The sequence below is a fragment of the Sphingobium sp. TB-6 genome (assembly GCF_012927365.1).
Classification (GTDB): Bacteria; Pseudomonadota; Alphaproteobacteria; order Sphingomonadales; family Sphingomonadaceae; genus Sphingobium.
Map to the genome: position 1 here is coordinate 199,630 of NZ_JABBGL010000002.1, position 15,620 is coordinate 215,249.

General features: G+C 63.4%; 16 protein-coding genes and 1 pseudogene. 8 read left to right on the forward strand and 9 right to left on the reverse strand.

All coding sequences use genetic code 11. The features are described from left to right. Positions 1–10 precede the first annotated feature (10 nt). The 7 genes and pseudogenes from rpsP to HHL26_RS04040 all read left to right on the forward strand — a co-directional run bounded on the left by rpsP (position 11) and on the right by HHL26_RS04040 (position 5,860). On the forward strand, positions 11–469 hold the full coding sequence (gene rpsP / locus HHL26_RS04010) for a 30S ribosomal protein S16 (RefSeq protein ID WP_066554987.1): 459 nt from the start codon (positions 11–13) through the stop codon (positions 467–469). Between the two features lie 5 nt (positions 470–474). Further along, complete coding sequence (rimM, locus tag HHL26_RS04015) at positions 475–969, forward strand: ribosome maturation factor RimM (RefSeq protein ID WP_066554990.1); 495 nt, start codon at positions 475–477, stop codon at positions 967–969. Between the two features lie 87 nt (positions 970–1,056). After that, entirely contained in the window at positions 1,057–1,329 is a 273-nt protein-coding gene (locus HHL26_RS04020) for a hypothetical protein (protein WP_066554991.1), read from the forward strand. Beyond that, entirely contained in the window at positions 1,326–2,057 is a 732-nt protein-coding gene (gene trmD, locus HHL26_RS04025) for a tRNA (guanosine(37)-N1)-methyltransferase TrmD (protein WP_066554993.1), read from the forward strand. The genes HHL26_RS04020 and trmD overlap by 4 nt, the downstream gene beginning before the upstream one ends. 10 nt (positions 2,058–2,067) lie before the next feature. Beyond that, the gene (gene rplS, locus HHL26_RS04030) at positions 2,068–2,436 is read left to right on the forward strand and encodes a 50S ribosomal protein L19 (RefSeq protein WP_066554995.1); all 369 of its coding nucleotides are present in this window, start codon (positions 2,068–2,070) and stop codon (positions 2,434–2,436) included. Between the two features lie 342 nt (positions 2,437–2,778). After that, positions 2,779–5,274 carry a TonB-dependent receptor gene (locus tag HHL26_RS04035; RefSeq protein ID WP_066554996.1) on the forward strand — a complete coding sequence of 832 codons (2,496 nt, stop codon included), beginning with the start codon at positions 2,779–2,781 and terminating at the stop codon, positions 5,272–5,274. Positions 5,275–5,352: 78 nt separating this feature from the next. After that, positions 5,353–5,860, forward strand: a pseudogene (locus HHL26_RS04040) (GNAT family N-acetyltransferase). Here HHL26_RS04040 and HHL26_RS04045 read toward each other — a convergent pair. The 9 genes from HHL26_RS04045 to HHL26_RS04085 all read right to left on the reverse strand — a co-directional run bounded on the left by HHL26_RS04045 (position 5,844) and on the right by HHL26_RS04085 (position 13,668). Beyond that, a complete protein-coding gene (locus tag HHL26_RS04045; protein WP_145907480.1) occupies positions 5,844–7,106 on the reverse strand; it encodes an MFS transporter in 1,263 nt (420 codons plus the stop codon). The pseudogene HHL26_RS04040 and the gene HHL26_RS04045 sit on opposite strands and share 17 nt — an antisense overlap. A 44-nt stretch (positions 7,107–7,150) precedes the next feature. Beyond that, positions 7,151–7,951: an RNA methyltransferase gene (locus tag HHL26_RS04050; RefSeq protein ID WP_066555002.1), complete on the reverse strand. Its 801-nt coding sequence runs from the start codon at positions 7,949–7,951 to the stop codon at positions 7,151–7,153. Positions 7,952–8,093: 142 nt separating this feature from the next. Further along, positions 8,094–9,089, reverse strand: a complete 996-nt coding sequence (locus HHL26_RS04055) for a sensor domain-containing diguanylate cyclase (protein ID WP_066555004.1) — start codon at positions 9,087–9,089, stop codon at positions 8,094–8,096. A gap of 116 nt (positions 9,090–9,205) precedes the next feature. Next, a complete protein-coding gene (locus HHL26_RS04060) occupies positions 9,206–9,478 on the reverse strand; it encodes an HPr family phosphocarrier protein (protein WP_066555006.1) in 273 nt (90 codons plus the stop codon). Next, a complete protein-coding gene (locus HHL26_RS04065; RefSeq protein WP_007687176.1) occupies positions 9,475–9,879 on the reverse strand; it encodes a PTS sugar transporter subunit IIA in 405 nt (134 codons plus the stop codon). The genes HHL26_RS04060 and HHL26_RS04065 overlap by 4 nt, the downstream gene beginning before the upstream one ends. A 32-nt stretch (positions 9,880–9,911) precedes the next feature. After that, a complete protein-coding gene (gene rapZ / locus HHL26_RS04070) occupies positions 9,912–10,844 on the reverse strand; it encodes an RNase adapter RapZ (RefSeq protein ID WP_066555008.1) in 933 nt (310 codons plus the stop codon). Beyond that, positions 10,841–11,290, reverse strand: coding sequence for an HPr kinase/phosphatase C-terminal domain-containing protein (locus HHL26_RS04075; RefSeq protein ID WP_066555010.1), 450 nt, complete (start codon positions 11,288–11,290; stop codon positions 10,841–10,843). Before HHL26_RS04075 ends, rapZ begins: the two co-directional genes overlap by 4 nt. 109 nt (positions 11,291–11,399) lie before the next feature. After that, a complete protein-coding gene (locus HHL26_RS04080) occupies positions 11,400–12,995 on the reverse strand; it encodes an ATP-binding protein (protein WP_066555012.1) in 1,596 nt (531 codons plus the stop codon). Further along, positions 12,961–13,668, reverse strand: a complete 708-nt coding sequence (locus tag HHL26_RS04085; RefSeq protein WP_066555014.1) for a response regulator transcription factor — start codon at positions 13,666–13,668, stop codon at positions 12,961–12,963. The genes HHL26_RS04080 and HHL26_RS04085 overlap by 35 nt, the downstream gene beginning before the upstream one ends. Positions 13,669–13,961: 293 nt before the next feature. On the opposite strand from HHL26_RS04085, the gene HHL26_RS04090 reads away from it, so the two are divergent. Further along, complete coding sequence (locus HHL26_RS04090; protein ID WP_066561421.1) at positions 13,962–15,557, forward strand: phosphoenolpyruvate carboxykinase; 1,596 nt, start codon at positions 13,962–13,964, stop codon at positions 15,555–15,557. The last annotated feature ends 63 nt before the right edge of the window (positions 15,558–15,620 follow it).

The window sequence follows — 15,620 nt, forward strand, 5'->3', positions numbered from 1 at the left end:
TCAGTTATCCATGGCAACGTCCATTCGTCTTTCGCGCGGCGGTTCCAAGAAGCGTCCCTATTATCGCATCGTCGTGGCCGACAGCCGCGCCCCGCGTGACGGCAAGTTCATCGAGCGCATCGGCAGCTACAACCCCGTCCTGCCCAAGGGCGACGAAAAGCGCGTCGTGATCGACGTCGAGCGCGCCAAGCACTGGGTTGCCGCAGGCGCCCAGCCGACCGACCGCGTGGCCCGCTTCCTCGATGCCGCGGGCGTGAAGGAACGCGCTGCCCGCAACAACCCGAAGAAGGCCGAGCCGGGTCAGAAGGCCAAGGATCGCGCCGAAGACCGCGCCGCCAAGGCTGCGGAAGCCGCTGAAGCTGCCGAAGCCGCCAAGGCTGCCGCCGCTGAAGCCGCTGCCGCTCCGGCCGTGGAAGAAGCCCCGGCTGCTGAAGAAGCGGCTCCGGCTGAAGAACAGGCTGAAGGCTGAATCCTTTGACCGACACGCCCGTCACTCTCGCCGTCATCATCGGTGCGCATGGGGTGGCGGGCGAAGTCCGTCTGAAGCTCTTTGGGGAGGGGGCTGAGGCTCTCAAATCCTATAAGGGCTTCGATGCGGCGGGGCGCACGCTGACCTTGAAGTCGGTGCGCCCCGGCCCCAATGGCGCCGTCGCGCGCTTCGCTGAGATTGGCGACCGGAGCGCTGCCGAAGCCCTGCGCGGGACCGAACTCACCGTGCCCCGTTCCGCCCTGCCTCCGCTGGGGGAGGGCGAATATTATCATGCCGATCTCATTGGCTTGCCCTGCCTCTCCAGCGATGGCGAGGCGTTGGGCCATATCGTCGCGGTCGAGAATTTCGGCGCGGGCGATATCATCGAAGTCGAACGGACAGCTATTGATGGCAAGGGCGGCAAACGCTTCATGGCGCCGATGCACGCCGTGACCATCGCGGATGATCGGGCGGTGATCGAGGTGGCATTCGCCGTCTGATTGATCGAGTTTAGTGAAGCATGGAAGATCGTGCTCCAGCCTTTGCAGGAGCGCGCATAGTTGAAAACCACAGTAAGGCGCCCAACCATGCCGAAAATCCTTGCTGCCCTCTATCTGCTGTTGATGGTCGCCGCTGGCTGGCGGCTGTTCACCATGTCCTGGTCACGCGGGCTGAAAATCGCTGCGGCGGTAGGGCTGATCATTCCTATTCCCATGCTGTTCCTGCTGCCGGCGCTGATGCAGCCGGATCGGCCCTTCGCCGATCTGCTGCGCGCCATCGGCGTCGCATTGATGGGTGGTGGCGCGGTGTCGCTGCTGGGCGGCATGGCGGGGGCATGGCTCAAGGCGCGCAAGGCATGAGCTTTCATGCGCAGATACTGACGCTTTATCCAGAGATGTTTCCGGGGCCGCTTGGCCTATCGCTTGCGGGACGGGCGCTGGTTGAGGGAAAGTGGGCCTGCGACCCTATCCATATTCGCGACTTTGCCACTGACAAGCATCGCACGGTGGACGATACTCCGGCGGGCGGCGGTGCGGGCATGGTGCTGCGCGCCGATATCCTTGGCCTCGCCATCGACCATGCGCTGGAAAAGGCGCCCGATCTGCCCGTCATCGCCATGACGCCGCGCGGGGCGCCGATCACCCAGCGCCGTATCCGCCAGCTCGCCGCCGGACCCGGAGCCACCATCCTCTGCGGCCGGTTCGAGGGTTTTGACGAACGGATTTTCGAGGCGCGCCCGGTCGAGCAGATCAGCATGGGCGACATCATCCTCTCCGGCGGAGAGATGGGCGCGCTGATGCTGCTGGATGCTTGCATCCGCCTGCTTCCTGGGGTAATGGGCGCCGCTTCCAGTGGGGATGAAGAGAGCTTCGAAAGCGGCCTTCTCGAATATCCGCACTATACCCGACCCGCTGAGTGGGAAGGGCGCACGATCCCTGAAGTGTTGCGATCGGGGGATCATGCGAAGATCGCCGCCTGGCGGAAACAAAGGGCGGAGGATGACACACGGCTAAGGCGGCCGGACCTTTGGGAACGCCATATCGGCGTTCGGGACCAGTCGCCCTCTGGTGCGCAACGCGAAAAGTAGGACTAAGCTCATGAACTTGATCCAGCAGATCGAGGCTGAAAACATCGCGGCTCTCGCCAAGGATATTCCGGAATTCCGTCCGGGTGACACGCTGCGCGTCGGCGTGAAGGTCATCGAAGGTGAGCGCAGCCGCGTTCAGAATTATGAAGGCGTCTGCATCGCCCGCTCGAACAAGGGCATGGGCAGCAACTTCACCGTGCGCAAGATCAGCTTCGGTGAAGGTGTGGAGCGCGTCTTCCCGCTCTATTCCCCGAACATCGATTCGATCACCGTCGTCCGCAAGGGCGTGGTGCGTCGCGCGAAGCTCTATTATCTGCGCGGCCGCACCGGCAAGCGCGCTCGCATTGCCGAGCGCCGCGACGTGCGCAGCGAGGATTGATCGCTTTTACGCCGTCTTGACAGTTGTAAAAAAGAGACAGGCGGCGTCCCATCGGGACGCCGCCTTTTTCTTTATATCTCAATGATTTGATGAAAGATGAACGCGTTTTTCGTCTTCCGTTTTCCAAGAGATTTTGCGCCGCAGCAGAAATTCATTTTTCTTTGATGGCGGTTTTGTGTCAGCGTTCCGTTTCCAGAGATTGCTCAATATTTCCAAAATTCAATCCTGCGGGTTTGGAGCAGGATCAATGCGTCTCAAATAATTTGCCGAAAACGGATAAATAATAACGAGAAAATATCGGTCGGGAGAGGCTCTCTTCATAATGAAGCAAGGGGCTGGTTCATGAACCGTAAGAGTTTCGTTTCTCGCGCAGCCATGGTTATAGCGCTGTCTTCTCCAGCGGCCGTTCTGGCACAGACCGATCCGCAGGCGGCCTCCGCTACCGATGGCGCGGCGATCATCGTCACCGGCACACGCGCGACCGGCGTCACGGCGGCCGAAAGCGCTGCGCCGATCAAGGTTCTCGATAGCGAAGCGCTGACCAAGGTCGGGCAACCCAATCTCAACCAGGTGCTGACGCAGCTTGTTCCTTCCTTCACTGCGGAAGCCTTTGGCGGGGACACGGCGAACCTGACACTCTCGGCGCGTCTGCGCGGCCTCAGCCCGAACCATGCACTGGTCCTGGTGAACGGCAAGCGGCGGCACGGCACGGCCAATCTTCACGTTCTGGGTGGGCCCTTCCAGGGTGCGGTGGCGCCCGACCTCGACCTGATCCCGCCGGGCGCAATCGGCCGGATCGAGGTGCTGGAGGACGGCGCGGCGGCGCAATATGGGTCCGATGCGATCGCGGGCGTCATCAACATCATCCTCAAGGAAGACAAGGGCTCCATCTCCGGCAATCTGACCGCCGGGCAATATTATAAGGGCGACGGCAACACTTATTCGGGCAGCGTGACCTTCGCGCCGGACGTCGGGCCGGACGGCTATCTCAACTTCACCATGTTCCATCGCTTCCACGGTTTCTCGCAGCGCGGTGGCGTTGATTCGCGCATCTATAATGAAGACGGCACGCTGCGGTCCGATCTTGGCGCCGCGCATACGGCGATGGCGGCGATCGGCCTGCCCAATGCGCCCTATACCAACCGCATCGTTGGCGATTCGCGCTCGACGCTCAGCACTATCATGTATAATGCGGGCTATGATTTCGGGGGCGTCGAACTTTACGCTTTCGGCAGCTATGGGCGGCGCGAGGCGAGCGCCTATGAAAATTACCGCCAACCCTGGCGCGTCTCTCGCTCCCCGGTCCTGGGCGTTGCTGGCGAGCAGATTCTATATAGTGCCACCGGCTTCAACCCGCGTGAGGCGATCAAGGAGGATGATTTCTCCAACACCGGCGGGATCAAGGGCGAGGCGGGCGGCTTCCGCTGGGATCTCAGCACCACCTATGGGCAGGATTATGCCAAGCTCTACACGCTGGATTCCGCCAACCGGAGCCTGTTCATCAACACCGGATCGACGCCGAGCAATTTCTATGACGGCTTCCTGAAGGCGACGGAATGGACCAGCAATCTCGACATCGCAAAGGAGTTTGATGTCGGCCTGGTGCAGCCGGTCAATCTGGCCTTCGGCGCGGAATATCGGGAGAATACATTCTCCATCGGCAAGGGCGACTTCGCATCGACCTATTTCGAGGGGGGCCAGTCCTATCCGGGCTTCGTGTCGACCGACGCTGGCAAGCATAAGCGGCACAACGTCGCGGCCTATGTGGACCTGGCGCTGAATCCGATCGACATGTGGAAGATCGACGGAGCTGTCCGTTACGAGGATTATAGCGATTTCGGCACAAAATGGACGTGGAAGGTCACGACCCGCTTCGACTTTACCGAGCAGTTCGCATTGCGCGGTACGGTCAGCACCGGCTTCCGCGCGCCGTCGCTGCTGGAGGAATATTATTCCTCGACCAATGTCGGGCCGACGACGGCCTTCGTTCAGTTGCCGCCCAACTCGGCCGCGGCGAAGCTGCTGGGCTATGACGACCTGAAACCGGAAACGTCGACCAATTTCAGCGCTGGCCTGGTCATCCGGCCAATCCCCAAGCTGAACGTCACGATCGATGCTTATCAGGTGAAGGTGAAGGACCGAATCGTCGGGACAGGGTCCATCTTCGGTCTCGTCGGTGGGCAATTGGCGCCGAGCAACGGCCAGTTTTCAGGTCAGGACGTGCTCGATGCCATTGCCGCCCATGGCAATGTTCTCGATCCCTTCGTGCTGCAGAATGGCGATGCTGGCATCACGCTCTTCACCAACGGTGCCGACACCCGGACGCGCGGCGTCGACGTGACGGCCAGCTATCCGACGCCCATCGGGGACGGCAGCATCCTCTGGTCCCTGTCAGCGAATTATAATGAAACGAAGATCACCCATCTCAATCTGACCGATGCCTTCTTCGCGGCGGACTCGCGCAGCATATTGGAGAACGCCTCACCCAAATATAAGGTGATTCTGGGCGCTCTGCTGACCTGGGGCGGCTTCAGCATGAACCTGCGGGAGACCTTCTACGGCAAAGCCTCGCAGGTGGTGCTGTATAATGGCACGACTCCCACGGTGAAGTCGGGGGCCGCCGCGCTCACCGATCTGGAAGCGAGCTACGACCTGACCCCGGCGATCAAGCTGTCGTTCGGCGCCAACAACCTCTTCAACAAGAAGGCGGATACGGTGCCCAATGGGGCTGACGGCCTGCCGATCGATGGTGGAGCGGTGCTGAATGCGCCGGTCACGTTCACGCCCTATGGCATCAATGGCGGCTATTATTACGGCCGTATCAACTTCAGCTTCTGACGGCACCTTGGGCGGTCACCGGCTTTCGGGCCGGTGGCCGCTTTCCTTTCGGGGATATGGCCGCCAACCGGGCCGATCATGACCTTACTGACTCACAGGCTGGCCACGCTCACGGATGAAGCATCGCTTTCCGCTGCTATGACATTGGCCATTGACCGGTTGCAGGATGATTTCCTCACGCCGGCACAGGTGAGGGCCAGCCATGCCTTCATGGGGCTGGACAGCCGGTTGATCAGCGACGGCACTTATTTCGTGATCGAGGATCGGGGGCAGATCGCCGGTTGCGACGGCTTATGGCGGCAATCATAGCGCAGGCCGTGACGACCGGCTGCTCGATCCGGGGACAGAGGCGGCCAAGGTGCGGGCGATGTACACGCATCCCGACCATGTGCGCAAAGGCGTTGGCAGGTTGATCCTGTCGCTCTGCGAACAGGCGGCGCGGGTGGAGGGTTTCTCCGCGCTGGAACTGTCCGCCACCATGGCGGGCGTGCCGCTTTATCGCAGCTTCGGTTTCATCGATGTGCACGCGTTCGAGGATCGCGGCGTGCCGCTGATCTTGATGCGCAAGCCTATTGCCGACTTGTGAACCAGAGGCCGATCAGGCTGAGCGCCGCTGCCGCCGACATATAGAGGCCGACCAGTTCCACCCCCTGAACCTGGATCAGCCAGGTCGCGACGATCGGCGCCAGCGCGCCGCCGATGATCCCGCCCAGATTGAAGGCGAAGGACGCGCCGGTATAGCGAAGCTGCACCGGGAAGAGATGCGGCAGATAGGCGCCCAGCGGGCCATAGACGAAGCCCATCAGAAACAGCGCGAGGCTGAGGATCAGGAAGATCGGCAGCAATTGCCCGGTGCCGATGGCGGGGCCGAAAATCACGCCCATCAGCACCGTGCCGATGCAGCCCGCCACCAGCACGCGGGTCGGGCTGCTCCTGTCCGCCCACCAGCCGGCGAGGATGATGCTGAGCGCCATGAACAGGATCGCGCCGAGCTGGATCGCCAGGAAGGTTTCCCGGTCGATCATGAGCGTGGCGGTGCCGTAGCCAAGGGCAAAGGCTGTCGCGATATAATAGACCGCGAAGCAGGCGGCGCAGGCAAAGGTGCCCGCGATCGCGGCGCCCAAATGGTTCTTGAACAGCGTGGCCAGCGGCACGGCGGGCGGCGGGGCTTCGGCTCTGGCGGCGGCGAATTCCGGCGTCTCGGTGAGTTTCAGGCGAATCCACAGACCCAGGAACACCAGGACCGCGCTGCCCAGGAAAGGCAGGCGCCAGCCCCAGGCGAAGAAATCCTTGTCGCTGAGGAAGGTGCCAAGGATCAGGAACAGCCCGTTGGCGGCGAGGAATCCGACCGGCGCGCCCAATTGCGGGAACATGCCGAAGCGCGCCCGCCAGCCAGGCGGGGCGTTCTCCACCGCCAGCAGAGCCGCGCCGCCCCATTCGCCGCCCAGCCCGAACCCCTGACCGAAGCGCAGGATGCAGAGGATCAGCGGCGCCCACCAGCCGATGCTCTGATAGGTCGGCAGGAAACCGATGGCGAGGGTCGATCCGCCCATCAGCATCAGCGACGTCACCAGCGTCGTCTTGCGCCCGATGCGGTCGCCATAATGGCCGAACACCGCCGCGCCCAAGGGCCGGGCGAAAAAGGCGAGGGCAAGGCTGCCATAGGCCGCCAGCAATTGCGCGGAAGGGGAGGAGGAGGGAAAGAAAAGCGGGCCGAAGACCAGGCTGGCGGCGGTGGCGTAGATATAGAAGTCGTAAAATTCGACCGCCGTGCCGATCAGGCTGGCCGCCAGCACCCGCTTGTGGCGCAGCATCGCGTCCATCCCGCCCATTTTCCCGGCCCCTGCCTCCACCGCTTGCACGCCCCCCGTCGCCATTATTTCGTCGCCCGCTTCTGGTTCAGCAATTCATAGGCCATGACCGCGCAGGCGACCGCCGCGTTCAAACTGTCGGCCTTGCCCAGCATCGGCATCTTCACCAGCAGGTCGCATTCGGCCTCATAGCTTTCAGGTAAACCCTGCGCTTCATTGCCGACCAGCAGGAAGCTGGGGCTTTGGTAGCGCGGCTCCTGATAGTCGTGCGTGGCCTTCAGGCTGGTGCCGATCAGTTCGCCCGGCCCCTCGCGCAGCCAGTGCATGAACTCGCCCCAGCGCGCCTGGGTGATACTTTGGGTGAAGAGGGCGCCCATGCTGGCGCGCACGGATTCGACGGAAAAAGGATCGACGCAATCGTCGATCAGGATCAGCCCGCCCGCGCCCACGGCATCTCCGGTGCGCAATATGGTGCCCAGATTGCCGGGATCGCGCAGCGACTGGGCGACGATCCAGATATCGGCCTTGCCGCGGTCGAGCTTCGCCAGCGGGGTCAGCCGGTCGCGATAGACGCCGACCACGGCCTGCGCATTATCCTTGCCGGAGATTTTCGAGAGGATATCGGGCGTGGTTTCGATGACGTCGCCGCCCGCCGCCTCCATCGCCGCGATCAGATCGGCGGCCAGCGGGTGGGTCGACCCGGCATGGAACAGCATTTCTGGCAGCACGCCTTCCTCGCGCGCTTCGGTCAGGATGCGCAGCCCTTCGGCCAGGAACAGCCCCTCGGCCTTGCGGAATTTCTTCTCCCGCAGGGAGCGGACGCGCTTCACCAGCGGGTTGGAAAATCCGGTGATTTCTCGCGCCACGATCCTGTCTCAAACCTTTTGAATGTCCGCCGAAACGGCCTCTCTATAGGGGGATCGCGGAAAAGGGTAGGGGGCTTGGATGTGAAGGGATTTGGTCGGAAATGGCCAGAGATGGCTATTTGCAGTCCGTCATTCCCGCACCCTAGGTCGCGTGGGACGCGTCATGCCGTGCGACGGCGATCCGGTTGCGGCCGGAGCGCTTGGCTTCGTAGAGCGCCATGTCCGCCACCGCCATCCAGCTTTCGCCGGTCGGCCAGTCGCCGCGCAGTTCCGCCACGCCGAAGCTGACCGTGACGTGCAGCGGCGGCGTGCCGGGGATTTCGGTTACGGCAATCGCCTCGCAGAAGCGTTGCGCCGCTCTGGCGGCATCGTCTTCCCCGGTTTCGGGCAGCAATATGCCGAATTCCTCACCGCCAAGCCGGCCAAGCGAATCGCTGGGCCGTTGCAGGCTGGTGCAGAGCCGGGCGATGCCGCGGATGACCTGGTCGCCGGCGGGGTGGCCGTGGGTATCGTTGATCCGCTTGAAATGATCGATGTCGAACAGCAGCAGGCTGGCGGGCCGCTCATGCCGTTCGAACAGCGCGATGGCGCGGTTCATTTCGTTGAGGAAGGCCCGGCGGCTGAGCGCGCCGGTCAGATGATCGCGTTCAGCGATGCGGCGCAGTTCGAGCTGCTCGACCACCAGCGCCGCCAGATTCTGGAGGATGGCGATCTGGCCGGGGTCAAACTGGCGCGGCACCGTATCGATCGCGCAAAGCGAGCCGATATTATAGCCGTCGGGCGTTTCCAGCGGGATGCCGGCATAGCTGCGGATATTGGGATCGCCCGTCACCAGCGGATTGTCGCGAAAGCGCGCATCTTCCCTCGCGTCGGTGACGACCATCGGCGCCCGCTCGCGGATGGTATGGTTGCAAAAGGCGACGTCGCGCGCCGTTTCGCTGCCGTCGAGACCGGCCAGCGACTTGAACCATTGCCGATCGGCGTCCACCAGCGAGACGGCGGAAATCGGCACGCCCAAAATGCTGCGGACCAGATCGGTGATGCGATCGAAAGAGGGTTCCCGTGGCGTGTCCAGAACTTCGTAGCGATCAAGCGCGGCGAGACGCGCCGGTTCGTCCATCAGCTTTGGATCGAGCATGGCCAATTACCCTCAACTGGCGAGGTGGCCTCTCCCACGTCCCGCGATTCTCGTTCAGTCTTCTCGTGATAATCGCCTGCCGATATTTAACAAAGGCTTGGCGGGCGCAGCCTGCCTTATTCTTCCCCGAACTTGTCCTCGACCAGCGTCACCAGCTTGCCCAGCGAATCGGCCGCTTCCGGACCAGTGGCGCTGATGGTGATACTGTCGCCCATCGCCGCGCCCAGCATCATCAGGCCCATGATGGACGTGCCGGTGACTTCGCTGCTGTCCTTGCGCACGGTGATCTGGGCGGGCAGGCCGCTGGCCAGCGTCACGAATTTCGCGCTGGCGCGGGCATGCAGGCCGCGCCGGTTGCTGATCCTGACTTCCTGGCTGATTTCGCTCATGTGGTGCTGCCCAACAGTTCCGATGCAACGCTGATATATTTCTGGCCCGCTTCCCGCGCGGCGGCGACGGCCTGGCGCACGTCCATGACCTTGCGGGCGCTTTCCAGGCGGATCAGCATGGGCAGGTTGATGCCCGCGATCACCTCGATCTCGCCCGCCTTCAGCAGCGAAATGGCCAGATTGGACGGGGTGCCGCCGAACAGGTCGGTCAGCAGGATGACGCCCGACCCGTCATTGACGCGGGCGACCGCATCCGCAATGTCGGCGCGGCGCATCTCCATATCGTCCTCAGGGCCGATGCAGATGGTCTCGATCTGCTGCTGCGGACCGACCACATGCTCCATCGCGACGACAAATTCCGTCGCCAGCGCCCCGTGGGTGACGAGTACCAGTCCAATCATCTTGCTTACGTGGCCCACCTGTTTTTCATGGATTACGCTTTCGGGCCTCCCGGTCCGCGCTTCTCCAGGGCGTCCTGGGGCGCTGATTCCATATTGCGGTGCGAGACCGTGGGCGAAAAGCCCGCATCTTGCAAGTATCTGGCGACGCGTTCGGTCACATGGACGGAGCGATGACGGCCCCCCGTACATCCGAAAGCAACGGTAATGTAGCTTTTTCCGCCCCCCGCATAGCGCGGCAGCAGCAGGGTCAGCAATTGTTCGATGCGCCCGATCGCCTCCTCATAGGCCGGATCTTCCATGATATAGGCGGCGACATCGGGATCGAGGCCGGTTTTCGGCCGCAATGCGTCCTCCCAATGCGGATTGCGCAGGAAGCGCATGTCGAACATCAGGTCGGCGCTCAGCGGCACGCCGCGCGAATAGCCGAAGGACATGATCGTCAGAACCGGGTCCGACAGCCCCTCGCGGGAGAAGCGGTTGCGGATTTCCTGCTGCAATCCATTGCTGGACAGGCTGCTGGTGTCGATCACCTGATTGGCCCAGCGGCGCAGCGGCTCGGTCAGTTCGCGTTCGCGGGCGATGCCATGGGCGGCGGGGCGGTCGGCGGCCAGCGGGTGACGGCGGCGCGTCTCGGCAAAACGGCGCTCCAGCTCCGCGTCCGAACAATCCAGGAACAGCGTCTCCACGTCATGGCCGTGGCGGGACCGCAGCGCCTTGATCCGCTGGACGATGGCGCCAGCGTCGAAGCCGCGGGTACGCGCATCGATGCCCAGCGCGAGCGGCCGGTCGATCCCCTCGTTATGCCCTTCGGGCAGGGGAGTGTCGAGCAGCCGGCCGAGCAGCACCAGCGGCAGATTGTCCACCACTTCCCAACCCATATCCTCCAGCGTCTTGAGCGCGGTGGTCTTGCCCGCGCCAGACAGGCCGGAAACGAGCAATATGGTCTTCGGCGTTTCGAAACTCACGATAGGCTCATGGTCTTCAGGCCCATGTTCCTGACGGCCAGTTCCACCTTGATCGCGGCGGAGGCTTCGAACGGGGCGAGCCGGACGACGGGGACGTCGATACCGGCGATCGGACGCATCGCGGGTTCCAGCGGCATGCGCTCCACCATGTCGCTAAGGTCGACGGCGAGGGCGACAGGGGCGTTGTCGGCATGGGGCATGTCGATGAGGCCAATCCCGCGCACTTCCATCATGCCGACGATCCGGTCGGGCGCGCGGGCGAACAGGCGGCCCTCGATTTCAAGCACGCGGGTATAGTCGTCGCTGACGAGCACGGCGCCGCGATCGATCAGGCGCAGCGCCAGATCGGATTTGCCCATGCCGCTGGGACCGCAGAGCAGGACGGCCTGGCCATTGATCGCCACGCTGGTCGCATGCAGGGTTTCGGAAGAAGGTGTCGACGCCATATCGCCTTATCGCTTTGACGTCATATTAGCTCTTGTTGGCGCTGGTGGGAATGGAATTAACCGGGGCGTTTCTCATTATGGTGCACGTTCAATGCACGAAGCGGTGCGCCTATTCCGAAATCATGCCGGGGTCGCGTTCCACCGCCATGGGCAGGCGCATGATGAAGCAGGCGCCGCTCTGCGCATCCTGGCGGTCGGCAATGCTGATCTTGCCCTGATGCCCCTCCACGATCGAGCGGGCGATGGCCAGGCCAAGGCCCGAATGCTTGCCGAACGCCTCATTTTCCGGACGGACGCTGTGGAAGCGGCGAAAGACATGTTCGCGCTCGGATTCAGGGACGCCCGGTCCCTGATCCTCGACGCTGACCAGCACTTCATTGTCCGCCACCGTCGCGACGATCTGGACCAGCCCGCCATCGGGGGAGAAGGACACCGCATTGTCGATGAGATTGTCGAGCACGCGGATGATCCGCTGTTCCTCGCCCAGCACCACCGCGACATTCTTGCGCGGGCGGGCGAAGGCCAGGCGGACGCCGCGGCCGACGCCGCGCGCCTCCCGCGCGACGACCATCTTCTCGATCAGCAGGCCAAGGTCGATCGGCTCGAACCGGGTGCGCGACAATTGGGCGTCGATGCGGGAGGCTTCGGCAATGTCGGTGACCAGCCGGTCGAGCCGGCGCACATCGTCCTGCGCGATCGCCATGAGCTGGGCGCGCAGCTCCGGCTTGTCCACCCGGTCCAGCGCGTCCAGCGCGGAGCGGAGCGAGGCGATCGGGTTCTTGAGTTCATGGCTGACATCGGCGGCAAAGGCGTCGGTCGCGTCGATCCGCTGGCGCAGCGCATGGCTCATGTCCGACAGGGCGCGGGCGAGCATGCCGATTTCGTCGCGCCGGTCGGGCAGGCGCGGCACGGTGACTTCGCGCGCCCGGCCCAGCCGCACCCGCACCGCCGCGCGGGCGAGGCGCTGCAACGGCTGCACGATGGTCCGCGCCAGGAAAAGCGATAGCAGCACCGAAGCCAGCACCGCTGCCGCCAGCACCATGCCCAGGCGGAACCGCTCGGCCCGGACGACGCGGGTGATGTCGCGGGCATTTTCGGTCCCGAGCAGGTTGGTGCCGTCCTTCACGATGACGGCGGCCGAAATCATGAAAGTGCGGTCTGGCGCATAGCGGTTCACCGCCTGGGTCCGGCCGCTTTTCCGCGCCAGCACCAGTTCGGGCCAGGCCTGCGCCCGGTCGACTGCCGGCTCCTCGAAATTGGGCGGCCGGTCGGCGGAGACGACGCGGTCGATCACCTTGTCCAGGAAGCGGGCGACATGGCGCTGCCATTCTTCCTCATCGGGCAGGCGCAGGCGATAGCGCGGCGCATTCATGGTGAAGCTGTCCGCGATCAGCCGCCCCGCGCCGTCATAGCGGCGGACGCGATCCCCCGTCTGCCACGCATAAGTGGCGATGAGCGCGTTCTGCCGGTCCGCCGGGGCATTTTCCAGGCCGATCGCCAGCAGCTCCAGTTCCCGCGCCGATTGCTCCAGCCGGTCGTCGACGATGCGCGTGCGATAGCTGTCGAGATAGAAGAAGCCCCCCGCCAGCAGCGCCAGCGCGAACACATTGACCGCCAGGATGCGCGGGGTCAGGCTGATCCGGCCGGACCAGCTCCACCCTGCGCCCGCGTCATACTTCTTCGGAGAAGCGGTAGCCGGCGCCATAGAGGGTGTCGATTGCGTTGAATTCGGGGTCGGCTTCGCGGAACTTGCGGCGCAGGCGCTTGATGTGGCTGTCGATGGTGCGGTCGTCGACATAGACGTCATCCTGATAGGCGGCATCCATCAACTGGTTGCGGTTCTTGACCACGCCGGGACGCTGGGCGAGCGTTTCCAGGATCAGGAATTCGGTGACGGTCAGCGTCACGTCCCGGCCCATCCATTTCACCCGGTGGCGGGCCGGGTCCATTTCCAGCCGTCCGCGCACGATCGGTTCCGCGACCGGCTCGTCGGGCGCGGCATCCGCCTTGCTGACCTCCGCCCGGCGCAGGATGGCGCGGATGCGCGCGATCAGCAGCCGCTGGGAGAAGGGCTTGGAGATATAGTCGTCCGCGCCCATGGCCAGGCCCAGCGCCTCGTCCAGCTCATCGGCCTTGGACGTCAGGAAGATGACCGGCATATGGCTTTTCTCGCGCAGCCGCCGCAGCAGTTCCAGGCCGTCCATGCGCGGCATCTTGATGTCGAACACGGCAAGGTCGGCCGGATTGTCGATCAACGCCTTCAGCGCGGACTCCGGATCCGAATAGAGGCGCGTCATGAACCCCTCCGTCTGCAACGCGATCGAGACGGAGGTCAGGATATTCTTGTCATCGTCCACCAGAGCGATGGTTGCGGTCATACTGCGCCCCGAAAATCGTCGGCAATGGAAATGTGCCCATGCGTTAGACGAAGGTGGCTCCCCCCGCAAGGAAGCTCGGGCAGGCGGGTTATGCGGCGTACCCGTGGGAATTCGGGATAAATGCAGCGGTTGCGGCGTTTTCCGGGGTTTGACGCACCATCTGCAAAAGCTTATGCCCGCTTCGTCTGCAGCAGATGGCGCCACGCGGCACGAAGATCGCGGCGCTGAGAGGCGGACCGGTCGTGAACATGATAAGATGGCGGCCGGACATAATGATATTCAGGAGCAAAGGCGTGCAGGCCAAATCCTCTTTCACCCTCGATCAGCAGGGCATTTCCACCAAGGCTGATCAATTTTGGAATCTGGGCACCGCGCCCCTCGTCGAAGCCGCGCTCGCCAATGGCGAAGGCATTTTGGCCAAGGACGGCCCGCTGGTCGTCAAGACCGGCAAGCATACCGGCCGCAGCGCCAGCGACAAGTTCATCGTGAAGGATGCGGAAACCGAAAGCACCGTCTGGTGGGGCAAGACCAATGTGCCCATGACGCCGGAGCATTTCGCCGCGCTCAAGGCCGATTTCTTCGCCGCTCTGGGGCAGAAGGACAAGCTCTACGTCGCTGACCTGTTCGGCGGGTCGCAACCCGAACATCGCGTCAATGTGCGCGTCATCAACGAATTGGCCTGGCACAATCTGTTCATCCGCACGCTGCTGGTCCGTCCGGGCGCGGATGAGCTGAGCGGCTTCGCGCCCGAATATACGATCATCGACCTGCCGACCTTCAAGGCCGATCCGGCCCGCCATGGCAGCCGCAGCGAGACCGTGATCGCGGTCAACTTCACCGAGAAGCTGATCCTGATCGGCGGCACGCGTTATGCGGGCGAGATGAAGAAGTCGGTCTTCGGGATCTTGAACTATCTGCTGCCGACCCACGGCGTGATGCCGATGCACTGTTCGGCCAATATCGGCCCCAATGGCGACACCGCCGTCTTCTTTGGCCTGTCGGGCACCGGCAAGACCACCCTGTCGGCCGACGCCAGCCGCACGCTGATTGGGGACGACGAGCATGGCTGGTCGGACACTGCCGTCTTCAATTTCGAGGGTGGCTGCTACGCCAAGATGATCAACCTGTCGGCCGAGGCCGAGCCGGAGATCTTCGCCACCACCAAGCGGTTCGGCACGGTGCTGGAAAATGTCGTGATCGACGAGGAAACCCGCGAGATCGACCTGGACGACAACAGCCTGGCCGAGAACAGCCGAGGTTCCTATCCGATCGATTTCATCCCGAACGCGTCGGAAAAGAATCTGGGGCCGGTGCCGAAGAACATCATCTTCCTCACCGCTGACGCTTATGGCGTGCTGCCGCCGATCGCGCGGCTGACGCCGGATCAGGCCATGTATCACTTCCTCTCGGGCTATACCGCGCGCGTCGCGGGGACCGAGATCGGCGTGACGGAGCCGTCGGCCACTTTCTCGACCTGCTTCGGCGCGCCGTTCATGCCGCGTCATCCGTCCGTCTACGGCAATCTGCTCAAGGAACGCATCAACAAGGGCGGCGTCACTTGCTGGCTGGTCAACACCGGCTGGACCGGCGGCAAATATGGCGTCGGCAAGCGCATGCCGATCAAGGTCACGCGTGCTTTGCTCAACGCGGCGCTCGATGGCAGCCTGAATAATGCCGAATTCCGGACCGATCCGAATTTCGGCTTCCAGGTGCCGGTAGCGGTGCCGGGCGTAGATTCGACCATGCTCGATCCGCGGGCGACCTGGACCGACAAGGCGGCTTATGACGAAACCGCCGGCAAGCTGGTGAAGCAGTTCGTGGACAATTTCGCCCAGTTCGAGGACCATGTCGACGCATCGGTGCGCGAAGCGGCGCTGACGGCTGCCTGACGCCAGAGCGATCCGTAACGAAAGAGGCCGGGGGAGCAATCTCCCGGCCTCTTTCGCTTTCTG